21 protein-coding genes are annotated in these 25947 nt (G+C 57.8%); 2 read left to right on the forward strand and 19 right to left on the reverse strand.

The window, feature by feature from the left end; genetic code table 11:
• Positions 1-102 precede the first annotated feature (102 nt).
• The 8 genes from H621_RS0124760 to H621_RS27540 all read right to left on the reverse strand — a co-directional run bounded on the left by H621_RS0124760 (position 103) and on the right by H621_RS27540 (position 10638).
• Positions 103-1146: a phytanoyl-CoA dioxygenase family protein gene (locus H621_RS0124760; RefSeq protein WP_028945956.1), complete on the reverse strand. Its 1044-nt coding sequence runs from the start codon at positions 1144-1146 to the stop codon at positions 103-105.
• Between the two features lie 3 nt (positions 1147-1149).
• A complete protein-coding gene (locus H621_RS0124765; RefSeq protein ID WP_084168042.1) occupies positions 1150-3207 on the reverse strand; it encodes a capsular polysaccharide biosynthesis protein in 2058 nt (685 codons plus the stop codon).
• A gap of 56 nt (positions 3208-3263) precedes the next feature.
• Positions 3264-3842 (reverse strand): GNAT family N-acetyltransferase, encoded by a 579-nt coding sequence (locus H621_RS0124770; RefSeq protein WP_028945958.1) that lies wholly within the window; start codon positions 3840-3842, stop codon positions 3264-3266.
• A gap of 3 nt (positions 3843-3845) precedes the next feature.
• On the reverse strand, positions 3846-5354 hold the full coding sequence (locus tag H621_RS27535; RefSeq protein ID WP_209420970.1) for an LTA synthase family protein: 1509 nt from the start codon (positions 5352-5354) through the stop codon (positions 3846-3848).
• A 7-nt stretch (positions 5355-5361) separates the two neighbouring features.
• Positions 5362-6138 carry an SDR family NAD(P)-dependent oxidoreductase gene (locus tag H621_RS0124780; RefSeq protein ID WP_028945959.1) on the reverse strand — a complete coding sequence of 259 codons (777 nt, stop codon included), beginning with the start codon at positions 6136-6138 and terminating at the stop codon, positions 5362-5364.
• A complete protein-coding gene (locus H621_RS0124785; RefSeq protein WP_028945960.1) occupies positions 6135-7451 on the reverse strand; it encodes a capsule biosynthesis protein in 1317 nt (438 codons plus the stop codon). Before H621_RS0124785 ends, H621_RS0124780 begins: the two co-directional genes overlap by 4 nt.
• Positions 7391-9409: a capsular polysaccharide biosynthesis protein gene (locus H621_RS0124790; protein ID WP_028945961.1), complete on the reverse strand. Its 2019-nt coding sequence runs from the start codon at positions 9407-9409 to the stop codon at positions 7391-7393. The genes H621_RS0124785 and H621_RS0124790 overlap by 61 nt, the downstream gene beginning before the upstream one ends.
• A 188-nt stretch (positions 9410-9597) precedes the next feature.
• On the reverse strand, positions 9598-10638 hold the full coding sequence (locus tag H621_RS27540; RefSeq protein WP_028945962.1) for a phosphotransferase: 1041 nt from the start codon (positions 10636-10638) through the stop codon (positions 9598-9600).
• Between the two features lie 241 nt (positions 10639-10879).
• On the opposite strand from H621_RS27540, the gene H621_RS0124800 reads away from it, so the two are divergent.
• Positions 10880-11812 (forward strand): KpsF/GutQ family sugar-phosphate isomerase, encoded by a 933-nt coding sequence (locus tag H621_RS0124800; protein WP_028945963.1) that lies wholly within the window; start codon positions 10880-10882, stop codon positions 11810-11812.
• A 59-nt stretch (positions 11813-11871) separates the two neighbouring features.
• On the opposite strand, the gene kdsB is transcribed toward H621_RS0124800, so the two are convergent.
• The 10 genes from kdsB to H621_RS0124850 form a co-directional block, all read right to left on the reverse strand.
• Positions 11872-13158, reverse strand: coding sequence for a 3-deoxy-manno-octulosonate cytidylyltransferase (gene kdsB, locus H621_RS28315; RefSeq protein ID WP_084168037.1), 1287 nt, complete (start codon positions 13156-13158; stop codon positions 11872-11874).
• A gap of 31 nt (positions 13159-13189) precedes the next feature.
• Entirely contained in the window at positions 13190-14032 is an 843-nt protein-coding gene (kdsA, locus tag H621_RS0124815) for a 3-deoxy-8-phosphooctulonate synthase (RefSeq protein WP_028945964.1), read from the reverse strand.
• Between the two features lie 60 nt (positions 14033-14092).
• Positions 14093-15112, reverse strand: a complete 1020-nt coding sequence (galE, locus tag H621_RS28320; protein ID WP_084168038.1) for a UDP-glucose 4-epimerase GalE — start codon at positions 15110-15112, stop codon at positions 14093-14095.
• 678 nt (positions 15113-15790) lie between these two features.
• Positions 15791-18166 carry a glycosyltransferase gene (locus H621_RS0124820; RefSeq protein ID WP_028945965.1) on the reverse strand — a complete coding sequence of 792 codons (2376 nt, stop codon included), beginning with the start codon at positions 18164-18166 and terminating at the stop codon, positions 15791-15793.
• A 95-nt stretch (positions 18167-18261) separates the two neighbouring features.
• On the reverse strand, positions 18262-19449 hold the full coding sequence (locus tag H621_RS0124825) for a polysaccharide pyruvyl transferase family protein (protein WP_084168040.1): 1188 nt from the start codon (positions 19447-19449) through the stop codon (positions 18262-18264).
• Positions 19450-19473: 24 nt separating this feature from the next.
• Entirely contained in the window at positions 19474-20565 is a 1092-nt protein-coding gene (locus H621_RS0124830) for a polysaccharide biosynthesis/export family protein (RefSeq protein WP_028945967.1), read from the reverse strand.
• Positions 20558-21664 carry a KpsE/RkpR family capsule polysaccharide export protein gene (locus H621_RS0124835; RefSeq protein ID WP_028945968.1) on the reverse strand — a complete coding sequence of 369 codons (1107 nt, stop codon included), beginning with the start codon at positions 21662-21664 and terminating at the stop codon, positions 20558-20560. Before H621_RS0124835 ends, H621_RS0124830 begins: the two co-directional genes overlap by 8 nt.
• A gap of 52 nt (positions 21665-21716) precedes the next feature.
• The gene (locus H621_RS0124840; RefSeq protein ID WP_028945969.1) at positions 21717-22370 is read right to left on the reverse strand and encodes an ABC transporter ATP-binding protein; all 654 of its coding nucleotides are present in this window, start codon (positions 22368-22370) and stop codon (positions 21717-21719) included.
• A gap of 12 nt (positions 22371-22382) precedes the next feature.
• Positions 22383-23225: an ABC transporter permease gene (locus H621_RS0124845; RefSeq protein ID WP_084168041.1), complete on the reverse strand. Its 843-nt coding sequence runs from the start codon at positions 23223-23225 to the stop codon at positions 22383-22385.
• A 159-nt stretch (positions 23226-23384) separates the two neighbouring features.
• Positions 23385-24170 (reverse strand): sulfite exporter TauE/SafE family protein, encoded by a 786-nt coding sequence (locus H621_RS0124850; protein WP_028945971.1) that lies wholly within the window; start codon positions 24168-24170, stop codon positions 23385-23387.
• 412 nt (positions 24171-24582) lie between these two features.
• On the opposite strand from H621_RS0124850, the gene H621_RS0124855 reads away from it, so the two are divergent.
• On the forward strand, positions 24583-24894 hold the full coding sequence (locus tag H621_RS0124855) for a DUF6124 family protein (protein ID WP_028945972.1): 312 nt from the start codon (positions 24583-24585) through the stop codon (positions 24892-24894).
• A 420-nt stretch (positions 24895-25314) separates the two neighbouring features.
• Here the strand turns inward: H621_RS0124855 and H621_RS0124860 are convergent, their stop codons facing one another.
• Positions 25315-25938 (reverse strand): helix-turn-helix domain-containing protein, encoded by a 624-nt coding sequence (locus H621_RS0124860; RefSeq protein ID WP_028945973.1) that lies wholly within the window; start codon positions 25936-25938, stop codon positions 25315-25317.
• Positions 25939-25947: the final 9 nt, after the last annotated feature.

Below are 25947 nucleotides of genomic sequence, written 5' to 3' on the forward strand. Positions count from 1 at the left end.
TACCAGGCGACTGCTGCGCAGTCGATCGCAGCCTCGTGCCTCGGCAGCGGCTACAGATTACCGGCGTAACCGCTGGCGACAGTCTGCGCTCGGCCGCGAAGGTCAGATGTACGGCTTTTCGTAAGCGTTCAGCGCTTCGATAAAACGCCAGTGGCTGCGCTTGTCGAATCCCATCAATCGCTTCAGGCGAATGTCCCATCGCATGTGATGGTTGGCAATCCACGGCAGGGCGAACAGGTGGGCGCCGCGCCAAGGGATGAACGGGTTGCGCCGCAGGCTCGCGTAAATTTCCACCCGGTGGCTCGGGCGCAAGCTCGGGCAACGGGCATGGAAGCCCGATGTATCCGCCACCACCAGCGTATTGGCCGGCACCGAAAAACGTCGCGGCATGGGCAGGCCAAGCCCGGCCAGTTCATGCTCGTGAATCCGGAACGATCCCTCGCGGTGCATCTGCTCCGGCGAGCGCGCGGCATTCAGGCTCTGGCGGTATTCCCAGGCCAGGCGCTCCGGTGTCAGGCGATGAGAGCCCGGCACGTAGCTGAACGGTCCCTGGTCATCTTCCACGTCATCCAGGAACAACCACGCCTTGGCCGTCGGATGGAAGGTGTCGGCATGCAGGCGGGTTTGCGGGTCCTGCTCGGCATTGACGCCGTCGATCACGATCGACTGCAACTGGTACGTGATGCCGCCAGTGTTGGACGATGCATAGGCGATCAAGTCGCGCACGCTGCGGTCGGCCACGAACGCGGCGCTGGCCGGGTTCTTCTCCAGCACATCCAGATCAAGGCTCACGCGTCGGGTCACGGCCTTGCCCTGGCGCATCTCCCAACCGGTGCTGCGCAGGTTGCCAAGCTCGGCCCGCAAGGCGGCGAACTGCTCGGCAGGCAAGGCGTTTTCACGGACGAAAAAGCCCTGCTCCTCAAAGTGTGCCAGCTCACCCGCTTCCAACCTTGGCGCCAGCGCACGGCGACGCATCGCCGCCATCCCCATGGCCAGTTGACGACGCTGCACGTGCAGGCCCAGGGCATTGAGCCGGGCGCTGCCCAGCACAGGGTTGTTCTCGAACGACTTGGCGTGGGTCAGCAGTTGCAGGCAATGCCAGGGCAGCGCCGCATAACGGCCCAGATCCTTCAGTGATGCAGGCATGGTCTAATCCTTCAGTGGGACCGCTGTACGGCCGTAGCCGAGCATGGTCCGGGTGTAATTGAGCAGCGGTAGCAGGCGCGGGTGCTGCGCCAGGGGCTGCGGGCGACGGTTCGACAGGCATGTCAGGGCATGCCAGGCATCGCAGGGCAAAGCGTGCTGGGGGTCGGCATAGCGCGCATAGCGCAACAGGGCGCCGGCTACCAACTGGTCCAGGGTCAGGCGCCGGGTGCGGCGCGCAAAAGGCTGGTGGTCATGGGTCAAGCCCCAGCCGGCGTAGAACGGTGTGCCGTGGGTGACGACCTTCAGCCCGCGCAACAGGGCTTCGAAGCCTGAGGTGGAACTGAGGGTATGCACCTCGTCGACCTGGTCGTACAGGCTGGCGATGTCAGCCCCCGGCAGTACTTGGTCGGCCAGTCCGAGCAGGTCATCGGAGGGGGCGTTGCCCCGGCGTTTCCCCGCTTCTACATCCGGGTGCGGCTTGTAGACGATCCAGGCATCCGGGGCATTGGCCCGAACATGGGTGAGCAGTTCAAGGTTGTCGTGCAGGGCGCCGCCACTGCAGCGCAGCGAGGCATCGTCCTCCACCTGGCCGGGTACCAGGATCCGGCGTTGGCCGGGGCGGGCGCGAACCTGGTTATCAACAGTGCTCTTGAGGTTGTACTTGCTGGCACCCTGGGCAACGATACGTTCGCGCAGGCGGGCGGCTTCGGCCAGGGCGTCGGCGTCGAAGTCCATCTGTTCGAGCCAGGTCTCCAGGTCGCAGGGGGTGCTGGCATCGAAGTGCATGCCACTGCGGTCGAGCACCAGCGACAGCGCCGGTGCGTTCAGGGCCCCCAGGCCATTGGAACGCAAGAAACCATCTTCGATGCGCCATACCGGCACATTGAGCGCGACGGCACGTGCCTTGAGGTCTGCGGGTTCGCGTGCGGCCCACACCATCACCTTGCCCTGCCTGGCCGCGACATCGGCCACCAGGGTCGGACTGTCTTCGGCGAAGGTCAGGTGACCCCAGCGGCTGCTGAAAAAACGCCGGATGTTGTGTTGCTTGTGACGCTTGACCCCGAGCACGGTGATGCTGCCGGCAAACTCGGCGTCCTGGGCTTTTTTTCGGGCCAGTTGCCGGGCTACGGTGAGTGCATCGGTGAGTTGCCCGGTCAGCGGATCGACATAACGGCAGTAGCGGACATAGGCAGCCGCCACCAGTTGCACCAGGTCGGGCCGCGCCGTTCGCCTCGGGATCGGCATGCGGTCGTCGGTCAGGCCCCAGCCTGCGTAGAACGGCAGGCCAAAACAGGTCACCGGTACTCCCTGAATCAACGCTTCAAGCCCGGCCTGGCTGGTGCCGATATACACCCGCCGGGCACGGCGTGCCAGGGATGCCCACGACACTGGCCGGGCTTCCAGGGCGACGCCCCGCGCGGTGGCAGCGGCCAGCAGGCAACTGGGCTTGTGCCCGCCCACGCAGTCGGGATGGATGCGCACGCGCACTTCGGCATCGGGGTTTTCCGCCAGGGCGGCATCGAGCATGTGAACGTAGTCGGCCTCGGTCAGGCCGCCGCCGGGAATCGAGTAGTCGCCTGCTGTCTGGTCTACCACCAGTACCAGTGGCCGCTCGCGCCCCAATGGATCTGTCGGGTCCAGGTCCGGGGCATTGTTGTATTTGCCGATGCCGCTGCTGCGCATCAGCGCAATAAGCTGGCGGGCACTGTTCAGTTCGGCAGGGGTGAGCGCGTCTGGCGCCTGGAGGATGTTCTCCAGTAACGAGGGGCGATCAGCGAGGTAGTGGATGCCCACCGGGTCGACCACCAGCGACATCGGTGTGTCGCCTTCGACACCCAGTGAAGACGAGCGCAGAAAACCGTCTTCGATGGCGATGTAGGGCAACCCCCAGCGCTTGCACAGTACTCGGGCCTGGGCCGAGGAGTCCTTGTAGCCGATGCCGGCGATGGCCTTCAGGCCGTTGGGGGCCTTGCGCCCGCGTCGCCACAACCAACAGGGTGGGCCTTCGGGGCCGAGAAACTGCGGCAGGTGCAGCACTTTCCAGGCCACCCACTGGGACATCACGCCAATCCAGCCTGGGCCATTCACCAGCGGCTGCAGGTCGACCTTCAGCTCGCTCACAAGGCTGGCTCCGCGAGCCGGTGCATGCTGCGCACGGGCGGGAAGGGAACCCAGCGCTTGCGCAACAGGCGAAAGCCGTTGTGCAGGTAAAGCGCCCGCGCACGGTCGTTGTTCAACGGCACTTCGAGAAACACGTCCTTGAAGCCGTCCGCTGCAGCCTGCGCGCAGCAGGCTTGCACCAGTGCAGAGCCGATGCCACGGTTACGTGCCGGTTTGTTCACGCGCAATCCATACAGCAGAAACGAGTAGCGCCATTCTCGGTATTCACTGAGGCAGAATGCGGCGAAGCGGACCCAGCCTTGAATCCTGCCAAATTCCTGGACAAACGGCTGCACGCGCAGGGCAAAGGGGCCACGCAAGTGATGCTTGAAAGCCACATACCCCAGTGCCTGGCCTTGTTCCATGGCCAGCAATACCCGGTCCCAGTTGATGCAGGTGCCGAGCAGGCGCTGGCGGCAGGCCGTGTTGCCCAGGATGAATGCCAACGAGCCGCGCCCCTGGGTCACCACCCGCTGCAAGGCAGGATCGGCAGTTTGCGCCGGCGCAAGGCTTGACCCCAGCACGATCGTCACCACGACTCAGGCCACGCCAACGACAGCGGCGCGCGCGCGTTGGTGGTGTGCGCAATCGACCAGGCGGCTGGACAACGCCTCGACCCGAATAGGGCTTGGATGCGCGCCGGGCCGGGAGCGGTTGGACCAGATCAGGTAATCGGTATCGCCCGCCGGCGCGCCAATGGCCTGGTAGACATTCGGCAGGATCGGCACGTGGTCGCCGAAGAAGCACAGCAGTGCTTCGTTCGGGTGTGCGAGCAAGGTGTCACGCAGTTTACCGAGCATGCGGTCGGCGTTGGCGATATGGCGCACATAGGGCGCCAGGTCATTCATGCCGGTGAGCAACGGACGGTCGAACCAGTTGAGAAGTTCGTCGGCCTCGACCTGTTCAAGGTGAAGCGGACCATGGTTTTCCATGGTAATGGCGTGGATGAACAGCGGCTGCTTGCGCGTCGGGTCTTGAAGCAGTTCGCGAATCTTGTCGGCCACGGCACAATCGCCAATGAAGGGGCCGGCTTTTTGCGTGCTGTCAAAGCTGCGTACGTCGATGAATTCATCGAAACCCAGCGCCGGCAGCACCTTGTTGCGACCGTAGAAGCTGCCGTTGTACGGGTGAATGCAGACCGTGCGATAGCCCTTGGCCTTGAGGTGCGCAGCAATGCTCGGCAAGCCCTGGCGCGCCAGTACCCGGTAGGGGTTGAAACGGTGTACGCCAAGGCGATCGCTGGCGATGCCAGTCAGGTAAGCGAATTCGGTACGCACGGTATTGGCACCCCAGGCGGCGACCTGCAGCTTGCCACGGGCCAGGGCCTCACCGGCAAGGCGGTCGTACTCGCTCAGCACCTGGGTTTTCACGCCAGGCCACAGGTCGCGCACATCGAAAAACGATTCGCTCTGCACCGACACCAGGTCGGGGAGGGGCGCGGCAACGGGCCCGTGAGCAGGGGTGTCGAACGCCGAGCCCAATGCTGCGCGGTCAACCGGCGTGCGGGCTGCCCAGTAGTAGCGCCACAAACTGGCAGCCAAGCCCCAGCGTTTTACGTCCGCCTCGGCATCGAAGCTCGGCACCTGGCGACGATGGCCAAGCTTCAGCAGCAGCAAACTACCCAGCCCCAGCCAGAACGCCTCGATAGGGCCACCCGGCACAGGCGCCTCGAACGTCAGCCCGGCCCACAGGTAAGCTACAAACCCCAGGGCCAGCAGCGCTGCCTTGCCGAAGCCAAAGAACGGCAGGTACAGCCGCGGAAAGCGCACCGCATCGCTGAAGTATTCGAAGTCGGCGCACACAAACGGCTCGCGCAACGAGTGGTACTTGGCGTTGCTGACCATCACAATCAACAACCACAACAACAGCACGTTGACGCCACTGAACAGCGGGCGGGCGGTCAGGCCGTACAGTAACGCCAGGCACGCGCACCACAAGCCGCTGTGCAGCAGCCAGCAACTCAACGGGCGGCGCAGATTCGGGCGAGGGACCAGCAGGCGCTCGACCAGCACGGTGAGCAGCAGGCCGATAACGCCGACCTGCAGGATGGACAACTCAATCACTGTAATTCAGACCACGCAGGATGAACGAAGAAAGGCGCTGCGGGATTACCCCCAGCAGCCAGGTACCGAAATTCAGTGGGAACGGAAAACTGATGCGTGCCTGGTCCGCGGCCAACCCGCGCTTGATGCGCCGGGCGGCTTTTTCGGCGGTCCACAGGAACGGTTTGGGGCCGGGCATTTCGAAGCACATTTTCGATTCGACGTAGCCGGGGATAATCACGTTCAACTTCACGCCCTGCGGCGCCAGCCAGTCGCGCATGGCTTCGCCATACACCCGGATTGCCGCCTTGCTGGCACTGTAGGTTGGCGTTACCGGCAAGCCGCGCCAGCCCGCCAACGAGCTGAACAGGGCGATCTGCCCGTGGCCGCGGGCACGCATGGCCGGCAAGGCCGCTTCCACCGTGGCCAGGGCCGCCATCACGTTCACTTCTAGCAGGGCGCGGCTTTCATCCCAGCACTCGGCTTCACCGTTGCTGCCCACCGCCGTGTTGAGGCCGGCACCGACCAGTACCAGGTCGGGCTGCTCGGCATCGCTGACCCGGCGCACCATGGCGCGTAGCGCGTCCAGGTCGCGTACGTCCAGCGCCTCGAGCAACACGCAGGCGCCCAGGGCACGGCATTCATTGGCCATTTCTTCCAGGCGGTCCAGGCGGCGGCCTTGCAGAATCAAGGTCACGCCTGGCGCGGCATAGGCCGGCGCCAGCGCGCCACCGATGCCGCCGGTGGCACCCGTGATAAGGATGCAGCGGGGTGAAGAGTGGTGCGTCATAGGTAGTTTTCGATTCTTGAAGTTTTCGCCATCAGCACGTCCAGGCAGTTGCTCACGGCCATGTCGATGCCGCAGCGGGTGTAGAAGCCGCCGTTGACCTGCGTGGTGTGGATGACGGTGTTGCGAAAGTGGTGGAACAACGCCATGTCTGGCGCTTCAGGATGCTGCCAGAAGTCGTCCAGGCTGCCTTGCTGGGTGAGCCCCGGCATGGCGTAGATCGGGTTGGCCAGGGCGAAGGTCGGGCGCTTGTGCAGCAGTGCCGATGCACCTGCGGTGCTGTTGACGGTAATCATCCCGGCAATGTGCGAGAGCAGCGTCGGCATGTGCCCGGTGGCCAGGAAGTCGACCCGGTCACTGACACCGTACTGCTTGGCCAGCGCCTGGGTGATGCGCTGGTAGTCGACCAGGCCCGGGCTCAGCGGGTGGTTCTTCACCAGCAGGCGTGCCGCCGTGGGTGCGTGCGCGGCGAACGAGGCAATCACATGGTCGATCACTTCAAACATATTGGCGAACGGCGAGTGGTCCTTGATCTGGGCATCGCTGTCCAGTTGCAGCGGCAACAGGAACGTCGGACGGTGTTCGCGAGCCACTTCGTCTACCAGCTGATTGGCGCGGCGCGTGGCAAACAGTAAGCGAAGACCTTGGCGGATAAACCCGGCGTACTCCATGGCCGCGCTGTACGGCGCATGGGTGCGGTAGTGGGGGAAGCACACTTTGTTCAGCGCCCCGCCGCTGTGATAAAGCACATCGTGGGCGGCCCGAGACACAAACGACAGCTTGAATGCATTGCCATTGCCGTAACGGACAATGTGCTTGCCGACGTCGCGGTACCAGTCGGGGTCCCGTGGCAGCAGCGAATTGTTGTTTACGCCGTCGCGCTCCAGGGTGATCCAGTAGGGCCGAAAATACCCTTCCTCGAATACATGCACACGGATGCCCAGGCGACGCGCCAGGGCCACCGCTGGGCGATGCACCGGGCGGCAGTCGCCGAACAGCACCAGGTCAGTGACGTCCAGTTGGCGAAAGCGCTCGCTGTAAAAGGCCTCCAGACCATCGGGGCTGGCCGAATAAGCGGTGCGCGAGCCTGCGCTGTACAGCACATCACCGACATTGAAACTGATGCTGTTCACGCACTGGTCGATGGCCCGCAGGGCCTTGGCCAGCCGACTGAAAAACGGCGAGCTGACACCCTGTAGAAACAGAAAGCTGTTGCGCGGATGAGGTGCTAGAGGGCGAAGCGTTGCTCGCGCCTTCAGCTTCTCAGGCGTTTCAAGCCCAATAAACTGCTCAAGCGCTGAATCAAGTCTTGCCATCTGGATGTTGCTCCGGGCTGCGGTAACGTGTGCCAATGCTGTAATTCGTAAAGAGCCTGTTCGGCGGTGGTGAAGCGATTGGTGATGCGGCTGACGTAGGTGGGGTAGAGCAGCAGCGTGCCGGCTACCAGCTCATCGAGGCTCAGTTGCCGTGCGCGTCGGGCTTGCACGTCGTCGTGCAGGCCGCGGTCGAGGGTCAATCCCCAGCCGGCGTAGAACGGCTGGCCGTAGGTGGTGACTGGCACGCCGCGCAGCAAGGCTTCGAAGCCGGACTGGGACGTCAGCACATGCACCTCGTCGACGGTATCGAGCAACTGTTGCAGCGGTGTGTCGCCAATGACCTCATCGCACCAATGCACCGTCTGGGCTTCGTCATCGCCCCGCGCCCGGGTGCCCGCCAGTACTTCCGGGTGCGGCTTGTACAGCACCCAGGCATCGGGGTTGTCCTTGCGCACGGCCTGCAACAGTTGCAGGTTGCTGCGGATTCGAAGGGCGCCGAAGCGGATCGAAGCGTCGCCTTCCACCTGGCCGGTCACCAGGATCACCCGTTGTACGTTTGCGGGGCGCTGCCAGGTACTGCCGGGCAGGTTGTATTTGGTGATGCCTGCCTGGCAGATGGCCAGGCGCAGTGCTTTTGCTCGATCAACCAGCGCCGGCTCGAAGGGCTCGGTACGCAGGATATGTTCCAGGCGCGAGGGGCGTGTGGCGTCGTAGTAGATACCCAGGTCGTCGACCACCCAGGACAAGGGGCGAGCCTTGCCTGCGCCCAGGCCTACCGAGCGCAGGAAGCCATCTTCGACGCGGTGGACCGGGTGAGGGTGCGCACTGAGGTCGGCGTCGTGCTTGCAGCCCCAGGACACCACTGGATGCCTGTCGGTAAGTGGATGCTCTGGTTTGACGAAACGAATGGCCGTACCGTCGAAGAACAGCTTCACCAGTGGTTCTTTCCAGCGACTGAAGCCAAGCATCTGCACCGTGGTCGGCAGCATGCTGCGACGGCGCCGTTGCAAGCCGAGCCAGTTGATCAGCACTTCCGGGCTGCAAGGCTGGCCGCGTTCGGGGCAAACATAGCGGGGGTAGCCCACAAGGCTTGCATGAATCAACTGTGCAAGGCTTGCCGGCATGCGTCGGGACGGTGCCGGAAGGCGGTCATGGGTCAAGCCCCAGCCGGCATAGAAAGGCATGCCCCAGGTATGCACAGGTACGCTCCACAGCAGCGCATCGAAGCCCAGTTGTGAGGTCATCACGTACACGGCGCGCATGCGCGGCAGCAGCTCGGCCGGGTGAACATTGCGCGACAGCACCTGCACACGAGGGTGGGCCAGTGCCTTCAGGTCGAAATGCCCCTGCTTGCGGCCGGCAACGACATCCGGATGAACCTTGAGCAGGACCGTACTGGTGGGGTAGCGCTCCAGGGCTGCACCAAGCATCGCCATGAAGTCGTCCGGGCCAGCGCCTTGCAGCGAGGCATCACCGAAGGTCTGGTCGGCGACCAGTACGCAGTCGTCTGGCAGATCGAGAGGCTCGATCCGGGCGTCGTTGTACTTGGATACCCGCTGTTGCTGCCATAGCTGTTGCAGCGCCAGGGCGCGTTCACTTTCACTGGCAGTCAGGGGGGCGGCGATCAGCTGTTCCAGGCGCGAAGGAGCGCTGGCATCGTAGTAAATACCCACGTCATCGACGATCAGCGACAGCGGTGGGTCATCGGCACCCAGGCCTACGGAGCGCAGAAACCCGTCTTCCAGGGTCAGGATGGGCTTGCTGTTTTTCGCCGCGATGGCCATCGCCTTGTGCGCGCTGGGTTTGCGCCCCCAGGCCATGATCTGCTCGGCCTGCTCTGCATCGGCCACAGTGCCGTTATGCAGCGCGAAATCGGGCAGCAGCGAGGGCAGCGTGGTAATGCGTTGAGCACCTTTGGACAGGATCAACAAGCGCGGGCGAGGAAAAGCGTCATCCATAAACGTGGAGCGAAAATCCATTTGAGTGTGTGGCTGCGCACGGCAGAACCGATAGGGTGGCTATCGGGAAAATTATGTCGCGCGGATGTTAATACAAATTAACAAATGGATGACGGACATTTCGTACAAAAAAAGCGAAATTTCCGACAGATCTTAGATTCACCCCAGCTGCCCCACCCTCACACTGCTCAAAGCAGGCTGAGCAAGTAATCGTACTTCTCCCGCAGCACCGCCATGCGTTGCTTTGCCTGGTACTCCTCGATGGTTTCCGGGCGCAGGCAGTGGTACAGCGCAGTCAGCAGGAATATGTAGTTCAGGTTGCGTATGGCCTCGTCGGTGTCAAAGCACGGGGGCAAGGCTGCACGGTAGGCCTCGATGAATTCCTGCTGGGCTGCGAGGAATACTTTCATGTCATTGCGACGGAACAAGCTGCCCAGGTAGGCGCCGCCATCAAAGCCCACGCGCCCGACCTTGACTTCGCTCCAGTCGATCAGCTGCAGCTTGCCGTTGTCGACGAACAGGTTCTTGCGCAGGTAATCCATGTGGCTGATGCAGCGGGGGCTGCGCTTGGCTGCAGCTTGAAGGCGGGAGAGCAAGGGAGTGAAGGCCTTGAACTTGTCTGCCAGGCCCGTGAAATGCTCATCGCTCTGCGCCAGGCGCTCGAGTTCGGGCAGGCAGCGGGCAAAGTTGAAGCGTGGACGCAACAGGAACCACGGCCGGAAGAAGTCCATGGTCCATAGCAGTGGAGCCTTGTGCAGGGGCTGCTTGCACAAATAGCGATGGCTCAAGCTTTCAAGCTCGACAATGCCCAGTGCCAGCTGTTTGGCGATGGCCTGCATGCGTGGCGGTTTACCGCGTACGAACTCGGTGAAAATCAGGCTTTCGCCGGGGGTTTCAATAACCCCCAGGCAGGCGGGGTAGTGAAAGTGTTCGCTGCCGCTGAGCATGCCTTGGGCGCGGTGGAAGCGCGCTTCTTGGCTGCCGATAAAAGCAACCTTGCGAATCGATTTTTCTACCAGCTCAACCGTCTGGCCCGTGCAGGGGTCAAGAAGCTGGTGGTGGCGTACGTAGTTGACGAATGAGGCGTTGGAGTCCAGGTCCTGGCTGGTGATAGCCAGTGGCAGTTCACCCCATTGGGGCATCAGCGCGCGTAGGTGGTGTTCCAGTCGGCCTTGTTGCCAGCGATAAAGCGTTCTGCAGCCTTGCAGGGGGTGTAGATCCGTATTCATGAACTTCAACTTAGGCAACTGCCGTTTGTCCGATTTGTAGCGGTTTTGGTAACAATATGCTGAGCCATACAGCCCACAGGCACAACGAAAAGTTTACCGAGAAGCGCGCAGCTGTGGGTCGGCGCGCACATAAAATTGTCTAAATTGCCAACACAGGTGTAAATGCACTTTTCTAAATGTTGCAAAATCCTTAAAATTCCGCCCTCGAAACCATGTTGTTTTTCAGGGACGAAAGTCAAAAATGAACCACCTTGCAATTGCTAAAGAAGCCCTTATCGCTCAAGCCCAGGCGGTTACCCAGCTGGCTGATCGCTTGAATGGCGAATTCCAGCAGGCTGTTGAGCTGATCCTCGGTTGCCAGGGACGCACCGTGGTCTGCGGCATGGGTAAATCCGGCCTGATCGGGCAAAAAATGGTTGCTACCTTTGCATCCACTGGTACCCCCAGCTTCTTCCTGCACCCGGCCGAAGCCTTCCATGGCGACCTGGGCATGCTCAAGCCGATCGATGTGCTGATTCTGATCAGCTACAGCGGCGAGACTGAAGAGCTGATCAAACTGATTCCGAGCCTCAAGTCCTTCGGCAACAAGTTCATCGCCATGACAGGCAATGGTAATTCGACACTGGCCAAGCACGCCGACATCTGGCTGGACATTTCCGTCGAGCGCGAAGTGTGCCCGAACAACCTGGCACCGACCACCTCCACCCTGGCGACCATGGCCATGGGCGATGCACTGGCCGTGGCCCTGATCGAAGCCATGCAGTTCAAGCCGATGGACTTCGCCCGGTACCACCCCGGCGGCAGCCTGGGCCGCAAACTGCTGACCCGCGTCAGCGACGTCATGCATACGCCCGCACCGGTCGTTACGCCGGCCACCAGCTTCCATGACTGCCTGATGGTCATGACTCAATGCCGCATGGGCCTGACCGTGGTCATGGACGAGAACAAGCTGGTCGGTATCGTCACGGACGGCGACCTGCGTCGTGCGCTGCTCGAAAATGAAGGGATCATTCATACCACCGTGGCTCACTTCATGACTGCCAATCCGCACACCATCAAGTCGGATGCGCAATTGTCGGAAGCTGAAGCCTATATGCGGGACAACAAGATCCGCGCTTTGGCTGTGACCGACCATGACAATGCGGTTGTGGGTGTGGTCGAGATCTTCGACTGATCAAGCGGCGTTACGCTTAAAGAAGAACGGGGCCTGAAGGCCCCGTTTTCTTTGCTTGGTTATTGCGCCATTTTCGCCATTACCTGCGCATAGCCTGAAGCGGTGCCCAGCACCGCATCCTTGCCTTGCGCAACCAGAATGGCATCCGCCACTTCACGGAAGGCACCGGTGCCACCTGCGGCAGTCAGCACATGGGTGGCTGCTGCTTTGACGTAAACCGGCGCATCCGCCACGGCAAACGACAGGGCGCAGGCTGCAAAGGCCGGCAGGTCGATGCAGTCGTCACCAATACATGCCGTTTGTGCAGCGCTGACACCAGCCTCGGCCATCAACTGATTGCAGGCAGCTTGCTTGTCCTTCACGCCGAACTGGCAGAGGGTAATGCCCAGATCGGCAACCCGCTTGCGCAGTGTCGCCGAATCACGACCCGACAACACCGCAACACGCACACCATTCTCTTCCAGCAGGCGCATGCCCATGCCGTCGCGAACATGGAAGCGCTTAAGGCATTCACCGCTGGCGTCGTAGTAAATGCCGCCGTCGGTGAGCACGCCGTCCACGTCGGTAATCACCAGGCGAACGTCATTGAGCGTTGGCTTCGGAGCAGGGGGTTGCCCGCTCATCAGGGCGCGTACTTGCTCCAGGCACTCTGGCGTATCGACACCCGGCCCGGTTGGTTCGACCAGATAGGCGCGAATGCAGTAGCCGGCGGCCATAAGGCGCAGTTGCTCAAGCTTCTCTGCATGTTCAAGCATCGGCTGCGGCAAGCCGCTGTAGTCGGCCAATACATCGCGGCGATAACCGTAGACGCCAACATGCTTGAGGTAGTTCGCCACGTCACCGTCGCGCGGGTAAGGGATTGGCGAGCGGCTGAAGTACAACGCATTGCCGTTGTTCGCCAGCACCACTTTCACCGTGTTGGGATTACCGGCTTCATGGCTGTCGATCGAGTGGCACAAGGTGCCAACCTTCACGCTGGTATCGGCGAGCATGCCGGCAGCCAGTGCTTCGATATCTGCCGGGCGTACCAGTGGCTCATCACCTTGCAGGTTGATGTAAATATCCGCGTCGACCTGAGCCATGACTTCAGCCAGGCGGTCGGTACCGGAGGGGTGGTCTGGTGAGGTCATTACACATTCGCCACCGAACGCACGCACGGCTTGTGCGACGCGCTCGTCATCGGTGGCAACGACTACTACCTGGGCATTGGCGACCTGCAGGGCACGCTCGTACACGTGCTGCACCATCGGCTTGCCGGCGATATCGGCCAACGGCTTGCCGGGGAGGCGAGTGGAGCCATAGCGGGCGGGAATGACAATAGCGACCCGTTGTTCTGTGCTTGCCATGTTCACAATCCTTGCTTTAACAGACGCAGCTTCAGGCAATGTTCAGCGGTGGGAACGACTTGACCAGATCATCCAGAGCCTTGATCTGCGCCAGGAATGGTTCCAGTTGATCCAGCGGCAGGGCGCTTGGGCCGTCGCACTTGGCTTGGTCCGGGTTCGGGTGGGCCTCCAGGAACAGGCCGGCCAGGCCAACACCCATACCGGCACGGGCCAGTTCGACCACTTGCTCACGACGGCCACCGGACGCAGCGCCCGATGGGTCGCGTTGTTGCAGGGCGTGGGTCACGTCGAAAATGATTGGCAAGTTGTCGCAGGTGCGCTTCATCACGCCAAAACCGAGCATGTCTACCACCAGGTTGTCGTAACCCAGGCAGGTACCGCGGTCGCACAGGATCAGCTGGTCGTTACCGGCTTCCTTGAACTTGTGCACGATGTTCTGCACTTGTGACGGGCTCAGGAACTGAGGCTTCTTGATGTTGACCGGCTTACCGGTTTTGGCCAGAGCCATGACCAGGTCGGTTTGACGGGCCAGGAATGCAGGCAACTGCAGTACGTCGCATACTTCGGCAACAGGAGCAGCTTGATAGATTTCGTGGACGTCGGTAATCACCGGTACGCCGAACTCGGCCTTCACTTTCTCGAAAATACGCAGGCCTTCTTCCATGCCCGGGCCACGGTAGGAGTGGATGGAAGAGCGGTTGGCTTTATCGAAGCTGGCTTTGAATACGTAAGGAATGCCCAGCTTTTCGGTGACGCGCACGTACTCGGCGCAAGCGGTTAAGGCCAGGTCCAAGGACTCGAGGACGTTGACGCCGCCGAATAGTACAAAAGGGGCGGAGTTGGAAACCTTTACAGTTGATGTGATAGAAATCATTTAAATTAAGTCTGCAGTCAAGTTAGATTCAGAAATTCATTTGAGGGTTTTAAGGCGTTTTTATTCAGCAGGGTTGTATCCGTTTGGATTGGTTTCCTGCCATTTCCAGTGGTCCTTGCACATGTCGTCAATCCCTAGAGTGGCTTCCCAGCCTAGAGTTTGTTTTGCATAGTTAGGGTTTGCGAAGCAAGTAGCCACATCACCTTTTCGGCGAGGAGCGAATTTAAAAGGAACTTCTTTGTTAGAGGCTTTTTTAAAAGCATTGACGATGTCGATAACGCTATACCCAACGCCTGTACCTAGGTTGATTTCCAAGCATTGCGACTCCCCTATTTGTTCAATAGCTTTAAGGTGACCTCGCGCCAGATCTGTTACGTGGATATAATCTCTCACGCCAGTTCCATCTGGTGTGTCATAGTCATTTCCAAAAACTGTTAACTCTTTAAGTTTTCCGATTGCTACTTGCGCAACATAAGGCATTAAATTATTTGGTGTGTCCAGAGGGTCTTCCCCAATCAACCCGCTGGAGTGGGCTCCAGCAGGGTTGAAATACCTCAAAATCGTAATGCTCCAGTCTGGGGATGAAGCGAAAACGTCACGAAGAATATTTTCGATTACTAGCTTCGAGTTTCCGTAGGGGTTGGTAGTGGACAGGGGGTGTGTTTCGGTAAGCGGCAGAAATTGAGGTTGGCCGTAGACGGTTGCGGATGAGCTGAATACTATGTTTTTTACATTCAAGCTCTTCATTGCTTTAAGTAATGATAAGGTTCCTGCGACGTTATTTTCATAATAACTAATTGGGTCGCTGGTAGACTCGCCAACTGATTTAAGTCCAGCAAAGTGAATCACAGTGTCGCAGTTGTAAAGGTGAATGGTTTGTTCGAGTGTTTTTTGGTCAAGGATGTCGCCGCTTACGAAGTTTATAGCTTTTCCTGTGATTTCTTCTATTCTTTTTATTGCGAGTGGAGAACTGTTTGAGAAATTATCATATATGATGATTTCATGTCCGGCTTCCAATAGCTCGACGCATGTGTGAGACCCGATATAGCCAGCGCCGCCGGTGACAAGGATTTTTCTCATGAATATGGCCTCTGCTTGGGGAGGGTTGGTGCTGAGTTGAATGTAAAGTTATGGTTTGTATTTATGTGAATAAATAGATTTAAGATTCAGGATGAGCAATAGCCGGTTCTTTGGTGTCTGAAAATTTATAAATGTAGATGTTGGATTTTTAATGTTGAAATGCTGAGGTTTTTAATTGAATGAAACTCAGCTGCTCACGTGGTGATTTGAACGCCGTCGTGGGTAAATGTCAGCCCCATGGTATTGTGCTGAAAGCACTTTGTCGGCCATGTGCGGAAAAATGTCTTTGTGAGTGGCTGCATGGTTGTTGGAAGTTCTGAAATGGTTTTTAACGAAGGTGTGCGTTGTTGTGAACTTCCCGCAGCATAAGGGTAAGAGGCTGTGCTGGTCGCGCAATATTAGATTTGTGTTGTGGGTGCGCAGCTCTGCTTTAAATATGTTTACTGGTGTTCATGTGCGGTTTGTAAAGGGTGTAAATTTTTATGGATAAGATCGGAGAGAGCTCAGTGGCAGGGCGCGGATGAGGTGCCTCGGGAAAATTTAATTAGAGAGAAGAGCATAATGCTAGTTTCGGGCGCGCACAGTCAGAGCCGGGTTGGCTTGGGTAAAGGAAGTTTGAGTAAAGTATTAAAGAGCGATAGATAAACTACCCCGTCTCGCGACGGGGTAGAGTATTACTTATACAGACACAGGGAAAGGAGCGCTTGAGCTTAGGGCTCTTCTCCAAGCTGGCGCGGTAAGTGAGTTAAGACGCTTCGATACATTTTTGTTATCGGGTGCAATCCTAGAGGCAGAGCTAAGATAAGCGATAGCCGCATCTTTTGAGCCCGCAGAAATATGAGCTTCTGCTGCCATACGAAGCGTTTTTAAATGTGCTGGGCTTAGCTGGGCTGCACGATCAAAATGAGTTGCAGCTTCCTCATAAAGTCCCTTGCTGTAACACTCCGCTCCGCGCAGAATTGAGGTTTCATAATCATCTGGTTGTGCTGCGCGTGTTTCTGCATTCGCAGCTACCAACTTTGGTTTGGCAACTGCTGGCGCTTGGGCTTTACTATCGGCCGGTTTTGGCACTGCTTTCGGTGGGTTTGAGGAAGCCGTATTTTGTACACCATGTATCACTTGGCCGGTGCCACCTTTGTACCTGTCAAAAATCGGACTAGTTGTCGGAATGACAGAGATTGTTCTCTGGAGCTTTCGAGTGTTTTCCGTAAAGCCACGTAGCTCGTAATAGTTGATTTCAGTTGTGGCTGTTATAGGGGAGCCATCCTCATAGCGAACTCGCCGTGTGATCATTTCACCGAAGGAGTAGAAATCCTGGCGGAGGTATTTGATGAAACGAAGAACTTTTTCATAGTCCACCTCAAAACCTTGTTTGATAAGATCGGCGGCTTCGTCTGGGTTTCGAATCGTCATGCACAGGCCGTCAGTTGCATACCACGAGTCGCCAAATACATACAGAGGTTTTCCGTACATCATGGCGTACAGGCCAGTGCCAGAGTTTATAAGGGCGACGCTATGACATAAATCTAACAGATCATGGACGTTTATATCATGTACGGCCGTAGCACCGGGGATTTCTGGGATGTCATCCTCGACCGGGTGCTTTTTATACAATATCTTCCATTCGGGCCCAAGTTCTTCTACGAGCGAACAAATCTTCGCGTGGAAGTTGTTGTAATTTCCAATGGCGCCTGAGAAATAGCGGATAACAGTATCATTTGGTTGCTGGAATGGAACAAAAAGAACTTTCTGATTAGGCTTGATGCCTAAGCGCTGACGGAGAACGAATGTGTCCAAACGATCCGATTGGCGTTCCAGGTTGTTCTTGCCTTCCTTGATTTCCTCGATATAAGAAATCGTATGCTCTTTGTCTTCGCTGGTAAGTGTGAAGTTCCAGCGATTTTCGTTGTAGCTGTCGCTATCATTCAAGAAACCGCTGCGGTCGTGGTATACCGCTCCGGGTAATGCCCCGCGCTCAGAAATGATAAAAGGGAAATCGTTATTCTTGCACCATTGGTACAAGCTCAACAGTTTTTCATTGCTGTATGGGTTGCCAAATACGATACGAGTAATGCTGTGTTCATTCAGAAAATCGCTGAAGTCTCCGTTAGTTTCAAAGTCTTCTTCAGATACCTGAATTATTTTTCCTAGAAGCGGAGCGAATTCTCGCTGGCAGGTAAAAGGATTCTTCCGCAGCAGCAGAGTTCTGCCGCGATCTAGAGCGGGGAGTGGCTCATGCTCGGAACCAGTTTTAACAAACTCAGCCATCCGGTGTTGAAGATAACGAAGGTTAATATCTTTGCGGCGATGATATTTGACTTCGATTGGGTGTGGCGAGTGGAACATGTAAATGCCCTTGGCCGCCATCCAGTCACCATATAGGCGATAGGTAGCTTTCCAGCCATCGTACTTACATATTTTCATAAAGTTACCGGCCATAGAGAGCCAGTTGCTCGGAATAGGGAATTTCCGAACCTTACGAATCAATCTGGTGGCGAACTCGTAATCTTCGAAGCCCCAACCCTCAAATTGTTCGTCTTGTCCGCCGCGAGACAGATAGTAGAATCTGTCAAGTACCACTACCGAGGTGCCCGACGAGAATTTTTCAATTTCTTCGCTATTATCTTTCAGCATCGAGTTGATGAAGTACTGACGCCAGTGGTCGGGCGCCATTCTTTGCATTCTGTCGAAGCCCAGCTCTGTGAGGTAAATCACAGGCAGCATCAGGAATTGATCGACCTGATTTTGAAGGTCGGATACTTGGATTTCTCTCAGAATGTCTTTGAAGAAGCCTGGATAGGGAACCAAGTCGGCATCCAAAAACATTAGAAACTGGCCTTTCGCTCGTTGTGCGGCGAAATTCCTTGCTCTAGCCAAGCTAAAGTCCTGAAAAGGCGTAGCACCAGTTCTACAAACTGTAGTTATATCGCTTGCCCGCTTATGTATCTCTTGGTAGAGATTGTCCGGTGAACCGTCGTCCACGACGATAAAGTCTACTCCCTCTGGAAGTTCGGAATCCAGTTGGTAGTAATTGATTCTGTCCAGCAAATCCATGCGCTGTTCTGTGAGACGTAGCGGGATAATAACTGTCAGTGTTGGATAGGTGTTCTCGGCTAGAATTTTCATTGTCTTGACGGGTATATGCCCAATTAGAGGAGGCGGTTGTTAAGTTTGAGGTTGCTATCGGTTACTGCTTTTTCGAAATTGCTCAGTCTATGGCGGTAGATTTCATGAAACTCACTAATCGATTTGGGCGTAAGCTTCTCTCGAACAGCTTCTTCCACGCCTACATCGGCTAAGTAATCCAGTGAGCAAGAAGTGATGCCGTGGAAGCCGGTCAATTCTTCTATGCGTACATCTGCAAAACAAATCAGAGCTGGGACTCCTGCTTGAATTGCAGCAACCCCTCCATGAATGCGCTCACCAACATAGACGTCGTATCGGCTGCACGCTTGTCTCCATGAGCCACAGTCTACGAAAGAGAAGTATTTTTCAAAAGGAGAGGCTTGGCCTGTTTTCTGCAAGATTTGTTGGTTTATTAACTCTGTGTTAGGTTGTTGGAGGGCTTCGTTAAAGGAATCTGTAGTGTCAAGGATTTCGGTAAATTGATTGAGTTCTCCTTGAAAAATATAGTCCGCCTTTTGGTTGCGGAAGGCTTCCATTAGTTTATGGCCGCGGCTATTTTTGTATGTGCTTAGAGCCAAATGGCCAGCGGTAAGTATGTTGTTTAATTTTTTTGGCGGTTTAATTGAGAGGACGTTTCTTGGGTATGCGAACATACTTGGGCAGCCGATAGCGGCTGCATTTTTGATCCCTATGCTCTTGACCCATTCAAGACTTTTGTCTCCGCGAACTCCGAAAAGTTCGGCTTTTTCGTCAAGAGATTTAAGGAGCTTTAAGATGCTTATATCTATTGAGTTTGGGTCGCCGACAGGTAATGAGTCTTGAAGTCCGATGCCTACGCACCATACTTTTATTGTTAAATTGTCAATGAGTTCCGCGATGCCGAGTTCGGTAGCATCACCCCGAAGAATGTTGGACATGGTGATCATCAGTCCATCAAAGTTCTCGTTCAGGGCAGCTGCGGCTTTCTCTGGAGATCCATAAAAATCAATAAAGAGAAATAAATCAATTTGGCTAGATTCATTTCTATTGAAGTCTAGCATCTGAATCATTGCCGATCGGTGAATCATGTTTCCATTGTTGCCGACCAGCTCGGAAAATTTCAGATGCTCACGGAGAGTATTGCCAGCAGATAGAGGAACTCCTGTTTGGTACGGGAGGGCTTGCTTAGGAGGAGTGCTGGTGCCAGAGATTCTGGAAAATGCAATTCGCATACTAAGACCCTAGCTCTTGAGTGATCAGTTTGAAACGCCAACAGCACGACCTAGCAACATGGTCTGTACGATTGGTGAAATAACTTTTTGCCACTCATATATCGCCGCATTCGTCACATAAATGGTGTCGTCAGGTTTGATTATGATTTGACGGGCATAGAAGACTGCTGCGGGATCACGCATGTCCAGGCGCAGAACAGTTGGTTTTGATGTTCCACCGACAGCCATACGGAACACGAAAACCCCTTCAGGGTTGGCATTCGCCTCACGCAAACCACCTACGCTACCCAGTGCATCCAGCAGGCTGGTGTTCTGGGAAGGCAAGTCTTTCAGGCCTGGTTCCTGTACAGCCCCCATCGCAACAAAGCGCTGACGGGCGCGATCCAGCACCACTTCCGAGTTCGGGCGCAGCACCATGTTGTTGCCGGCCAGTACATCTTCATAGTTGAACTGTTGAACCTGGTTGCCCGTTCGCACGGTGACATTAACCAGATGCGGCTCCAGTACTGGGCCGCCCGCCTGGTTGACGGCGTCAAGCAGGGTCAACGGGCCTTGTAGAGTACTGAAGCGACCAGGCGCTTTTACCGCACCGGCTACCAGTACCGAACCCGACAGGTCGCCAACCAGCTCAACGTGAGTCTGCACGTCAGTGGTCACGCCCTTGAGCTGCTTGCGGATCATGTTCTCAACCTGGTTGAGGGTCATGCCTGCCACAAACTGACGACCGACGTAGGGCAGGGAGATCATGCCCTGGTCGTCGATGCGGGTCTTGAGCTGGGTGCCGCCGGTGGCCAGTGGCGCGAACAGCGCCGAGCCTTCCGGCGCGTTGTCGGTGATCAGCACATTGAGGATGTCGCCAGCCATCAGGCGCGCGGTGGGCGCGACCGGCTTGGCGATGCTCGACTGTACCGGGCGCACTGCACCGCGCATGTAAGGCGCGATGGTGTTGGCGTTGATTTCAACCAGGTTGTACGGCTGGTTCTTGGCCTCGATGTCGCCCTTGTACGGGCCGGCACCGGAAAGGGTGCCGCCACATCCCGCCAGGCCCAGGGTCGCGAGGGTCAGTGCTGCCAGTTTCAGATTGAACTTGTGAGAGACAACAAGGGATTTAATCACGATGATCCTCGATCGAAGCCAGGATGAAGCGGGTAATGCCGTACAGCATGAGCAGGCCTAGCAGGATGGTTGCCAGGTTGTACAAGCGCTCTGGGTACAGGGCCAGTTGTGGGGTGTTGGGGCTGACTACGGTGACCAGGGTGCGGATCTTTTTGCTGGCCTCGATACGGGCGTTGTCGAGGGCGGCAACCGCGGTCTTGTAGCTCTCTTCGGCGATGCCGGCGTCCAGGGTCAGTTGCTGGTAACGCGAGGCGACTACGTTCAGTTGAGAACCGTTGGGCGAGGAAACCAGCAGGCGTTTTTCTTTGGCCAATTGCTGGGTGATCGCGTTGACCTTTTGTTTCTGCTGTTTTACCTGCGGCGAGTCTGCACGCAGTTTGAACAGCATCTCTGTGAGTACCGCCTGCTCTTTTGTGTACTGGCCTTCGAGGTCAGCAATGATGGTGGCGCGACTTTGGGCAGTGTTGCCACCGTCCAGTACCTTGTTGACGTTCTGGAAGTCGAGCAGTTCAGTCTTGCGCTCGGCGTAGTTGACGCGGGCGGTTTCCAGTTCGCCTTTGGCAAACTTCATTTGCTCGCGGGCAATGCTGTGGCTCACTTCGTTGACGAAGTGCTCGCTGGCCTTGAGGATGGTGCGCAGCATCTGCTCCGACAGCTCTGGCGTGAAGGCTTGTACTTCAACGCGCAGCAGGCCGGTGGTTTCGTCGTAGTGTGCCGACACCATGCGCTGGTAGTACTTGAGCAGGTCTTCGCGTTCGGCATCCTTGTCGAGCCAGAAGAAGATGTCGCTGCGCTGGGCGGCATATTGCTCGATCCAGCGCAGGCGCTCTTCGAGCAGCAGCATCATGTCCATCGACACGATGTACTCGCGCAGGTACAGGGTTTCTTCCCGGGAGGCCGGGTTGGTGCCGGTCAGCAGGGTGGCCAGGCCTGGTACCTGGGCGCCCTGGTTGCCGCCATCCTGGCGGACTACCACCTGGGCGGAGCTGACGTAGCGGTCGGAGGCGAACACGCCGTAGTAGATAGCCGCCAGGATCATCGGCACGATCACCATGCCAATCGCCAGGCGCCAGCCCTTGTTTTTACCCGTACTGCTCATATGTGATGCATCCTTGATGTGGAACGGTGCTGCGATAAAAGGGGTGTTGGGGTCAGCTGTTGTAGGCCTTGATGCCTTCGGCGACGTCTTCGTAAACCTGAATGCCGCCATCACGTACCAGCAGGACGATATCGCAGAGCTTCTCGATCTCCGGCATGGAGTGGGAGACCAGCACGACGTTCGATTTCTGCAGTTTTTCCTTGAAGGCTTCGGCGCATTTGCGCTTGAACTGGGCATCACCTACCGACATCACTTCGTCGATCAGGTAGTAGTCGAAGTCGAATGCCATACTCAGGCCGAAGGCCACTCGGGAGCGCATGCCGGAGGAATAAGTCTTGATCGGCTCATCGATCCAGTCGCCGATCTCGGCGAATTCCTGGACGTAGCGGACCTTCTCGCGCATGGCTTCGCCTTCGGCGCCGTACACCCTGCACACAAACTTGATGTTGTCGCGGCCGGTCATGCTGCCCTGGAAGCCACCGGTCAAACCCACAGGCCAGGAGATGCTGCGGTCGGTCACTACCGAGCCGGAGTCTGGAATGTCAGCCCCGCCAAGCAGGCGCATCAAGGTGGATTTTCCCGCGCCATTGCGGCCAATCAGGCCGATGTTCTTGCCTGGCGGAATGGCCAGCGACAGATTACGAAAGACGTATCGGCGACCATTGGGTGTCAGATAGGACTTGGTGACGTTTTTAAGCTCGAACACGGTGGACTGTCCTTATCCGTTCTTGGTCGACATCAGGTGCAAACGGCGGGCACGGTAGCTGCCCAGCGCAATGAACAGCAGCACGATGGTGAAGGTGATGACGTAGGTTTCAGACACACCATCGACGGGGGTGTAGTGGGGCAGTACTTCAGCGCGGATCAATTCGACCAGGTGCAAAAATGGGTTGAGCAGCAGCACCGGCATCATGGCCTGAGGGAGGTAGGCTGCTGGCATGAGCACGCCGGAGATGAAGTAGAGCGGGAAGAAGGCCATACGGATGACTGTCTTCAGACTTGGCAGGGCATGAGTGATCAATGCCAGCAACATGCCCAGGCCAAAAGCGAACAATAGGCCCAGGGCCAGGGTCGCCGCCCACTGCAGTGGGCTGTGTACAGACATGTCGAACCCGTACCAGGCAAAGCCGAAAATCAGAATCGCGTATACGGTCGCGCTGATGCAGGCTTCTACCAGTACCCGGGCAACATAGGTGTCCAGAGGTTTGATTTGCTTGTAGCCGAACAGCGAGCGGTTCTCGCGAAGGCTGTCCATCAAGCGCAGGGCGGTGTTGCGGTACAGCAGGAAAGGGGCCATGCCTACCAGCACGAATACCGGGTAGTCGATGCCGGCTACGGTGCGACCGCGAATCAGCGCGAATAACACACTGAAGATAAGAAGATGGCAAATAGGCTCAATCAACGTCCAGACCGCCCCCATCCGACGATCACCAAAACGCGCGCGCGCTTCGCGGAGAACCAGGGCAAAGATGACTGATTTTTGAATCTGGAAGGAAGAACGAGGCTTCAAGATGTTTACCGCAAAGCGAAGCAGTGTGCCGGGGCACACTGGTGAATTCATTTCAGGAAAACCCTGTTCCGCGCCGTGTTTTGGGGGAACCGGATAGCTTCCATGCTGTAAAGGCCCGCGAGATTAATCGCTAGATGGCATAAGCGTCAAGCCAGAGGACTGTAGGACAATTCTTTCGGACTAATGGTATTTAGCCTTCATCGGGTGCCATCAAAACGCCAGCTTGTAACCGATCATCAATAGCATTCCTGCCAGGCAAGGGCGCAATACGCTGTCGGAAATTTTACCGGTCAGGTGGCTGCCGAAGTAGATGCCTGGCAGCGACCCCAGCAGCAGGTAGCCCAACAGCGACCAGTCCATGTTGCCCATGCTGGCATGGCCCAGACCGGCGACCAGAGTGAGGGGGACGGCATGTGCGATTTCGGTGCCGATCAGGCGGCGGGTAACCAGGAACGGGTAGAGCAGGAACAATGCCACGGTGCCCAGGGCGCCCGCACCGATTGAGGTCAGCGAGACCATGACGCCGAGGATCACACCGGTGACAACGGTCAGCAGGTTGAGGCTGGTGCCGCTCAGGTGGTAGCGGTCGCCGGCGTGTTTGCTGGCGAAGGCTTGCAGTTTGCTTTTGAACAGGATGGCCAGGGCGGTGAGGATCAGCACCACGGCCAGGCCTTGTTTGATCACGGCGTTGGCGGCCTGGGTGTCGGCGTCCAGGGAGCTGAGGAACCACAAGGTCAGGGCGGCCGCCGGGACGCTGCCCAGGGTCAGCCAGCCGGTGATCTTCCAGTCGATGTTCTTGTTTTTGCCATGCACCCACACGCCGCTGGCTTTGGTGATGGCGGCGTAGAGCAGGTCGGTACCGACGGCGGTGGCCGGGCTGATGCCGAACCAGAGAAGGATGGGGGTCATCAAGGAGCCGCCGCCGACGCCGGTCATGCCGACGATAAAACCTACGACGAGGCCTGCAATGGTAAAGCCGAAAGAACCTACATCCATAATCTCTAAACGCCCAACGTGCCCGTGATCGGATGGCAGCCAGCATAAAGGTTTTTTTATAGCCAAATAGACTAGTTCGTTATTAGGTTATAACCACGGTGGGTGCGGGCGGGGTGCTTCCGGATGTTTCTTGACTGGCTAATTTTGATCCTAGGAAATATCGTACGCAGTCTGTCGACCTCGTTCTGATTGCCCTTGGAAGCCGCTCCTTCTAGGCTCCTCGGGTCGTTGCTGGTGCAGCGATCGGGTGTGGAAACTCGAGCAAGTTGAACGGTGTTGTCGTTATGGCAGTTGTGCGCGGGAGGTCTTTTGGCCTGCCGGGCTTACCCGTTCGCTCGGTTTTCCACCCCGCGTACAGCTGCCACCCTTAGTGTGGAAACGACGGGTTGCAGCCCAACTGAATGGGTTAGCCATGAAAAAACTTGTCCCCGATCCACCGACTTCTCTCTATCCCACCCGCGACAAACCCTTCGGCGATTGCGCCGCAGGCCATCCCCAGCTCTTCTCCGTCAACGCCGGCATTGCCCCTCACGACGCACTGGTACATGCCTCGTTGTACTTGCGCTGCGCCTACGATACGGCGCACAAGGCATCCGATGGCATCGACGACGCCGCCAAGGGCTTTCTCTGGGCCACCCTGCATTCGGTGGAAATGGCCAAGGGGTTGGTAGAGGCCTTGCTGGATGCGCTGGAGGACCGTGAGCTGAGAGAGGGTCAACAATAACGGTCTGAATCACGACCGCTGCGCGCTCGATCGCAGGCTATCGCCAGCGGCTACACCGGTTTGCCTGAACGGTGTGAATCACGACCGCTGCGCGCTCGATCGCAGGCTATCGCCAGCGGCTACACCGGTTTGCCTGAACGGTGTGAATCACGACCGCTGCGCGCTCGATCGCAGGCTATCGCCAGCGGCTACACCGGTTTGCCTGAACGGTGCGAATCACGACCGCTGCGCGCTCGATCGCAGGCTATCGCCAGCGGCTACACCGGTTTGCCTGAACGGTGTGAATCACGACCGCTGCGCGCTCGATTGCAGGCTGTCGCCAGCGGCTACACCGTTTTGCCTGTAGCCGCTGCCGAGGCACGAGGCTGCGATCGACTGCGCAGCAGTCGCCAGAGGGTGCTTGCCCCGCGATCCGCTGGATCACCGATCCGTCATCACCACCATCACATGGGCATCGCCGCCATCATCCGTCTCCGACAGGTAGATGTGCCCCACGTTGCTGTTGAAGTACGCCGTCTCTTGCGGCCCGATGCTCACCGTTTCGCCCGTCTCGAACACGATTCGTACCCGCCCACTGAGCACCAGCGCAAACTCCTGCCCCGGGTGGCGGATGAATTCATCGAACTGCTGCCGCTCGCGGGCAATGATCCGCGCATACATCGGCGTCATCAGGCGCTCGGGGAATTCCCCGGCGATGGGGTGGTAGTCGTAGGTCCCGGTGCTGTAGCCGGGCGCGGTGGGCAGTGAGTTGACCACCACCGTGGTCGGCGCCGGGGCATCGCCCATGCCGGTGGAGCGAAACAGCTGGGCAATGTCGACGTTCAGTGCGCGCGCCGCCGCAGCGAGTTTTTCGTAGCTCACCGACACCTGCGCCAGTTCCATTTTCGACAAGGTCGACACCGGCACCCCGGAACGCTCCGACAATTGCTTGAGGGTCAATTGCTGGCCTTTGCGCACCAACCGCAGGCGGGCGCCGACTTCGGCGCGGTCGATCAGGGGCAACGCGCCAGGGCGGTCGGCAGCAGGGGAGCGGTCGGCACTCATCAAGGATCT

Origin of the sequence: Pseudomonas vranovensis DSM 16006 (genome assembly GCF_000425805.1) — a bacterium.
Taxonomy (GTDB): domain Bacteria; phylum Pseudomonadota; class Gammaproteobacteria; order Pseudomonadales; family Pseudomonadaceae; genus Aquipseudomonas; species Aquipseudomonas vranovensis.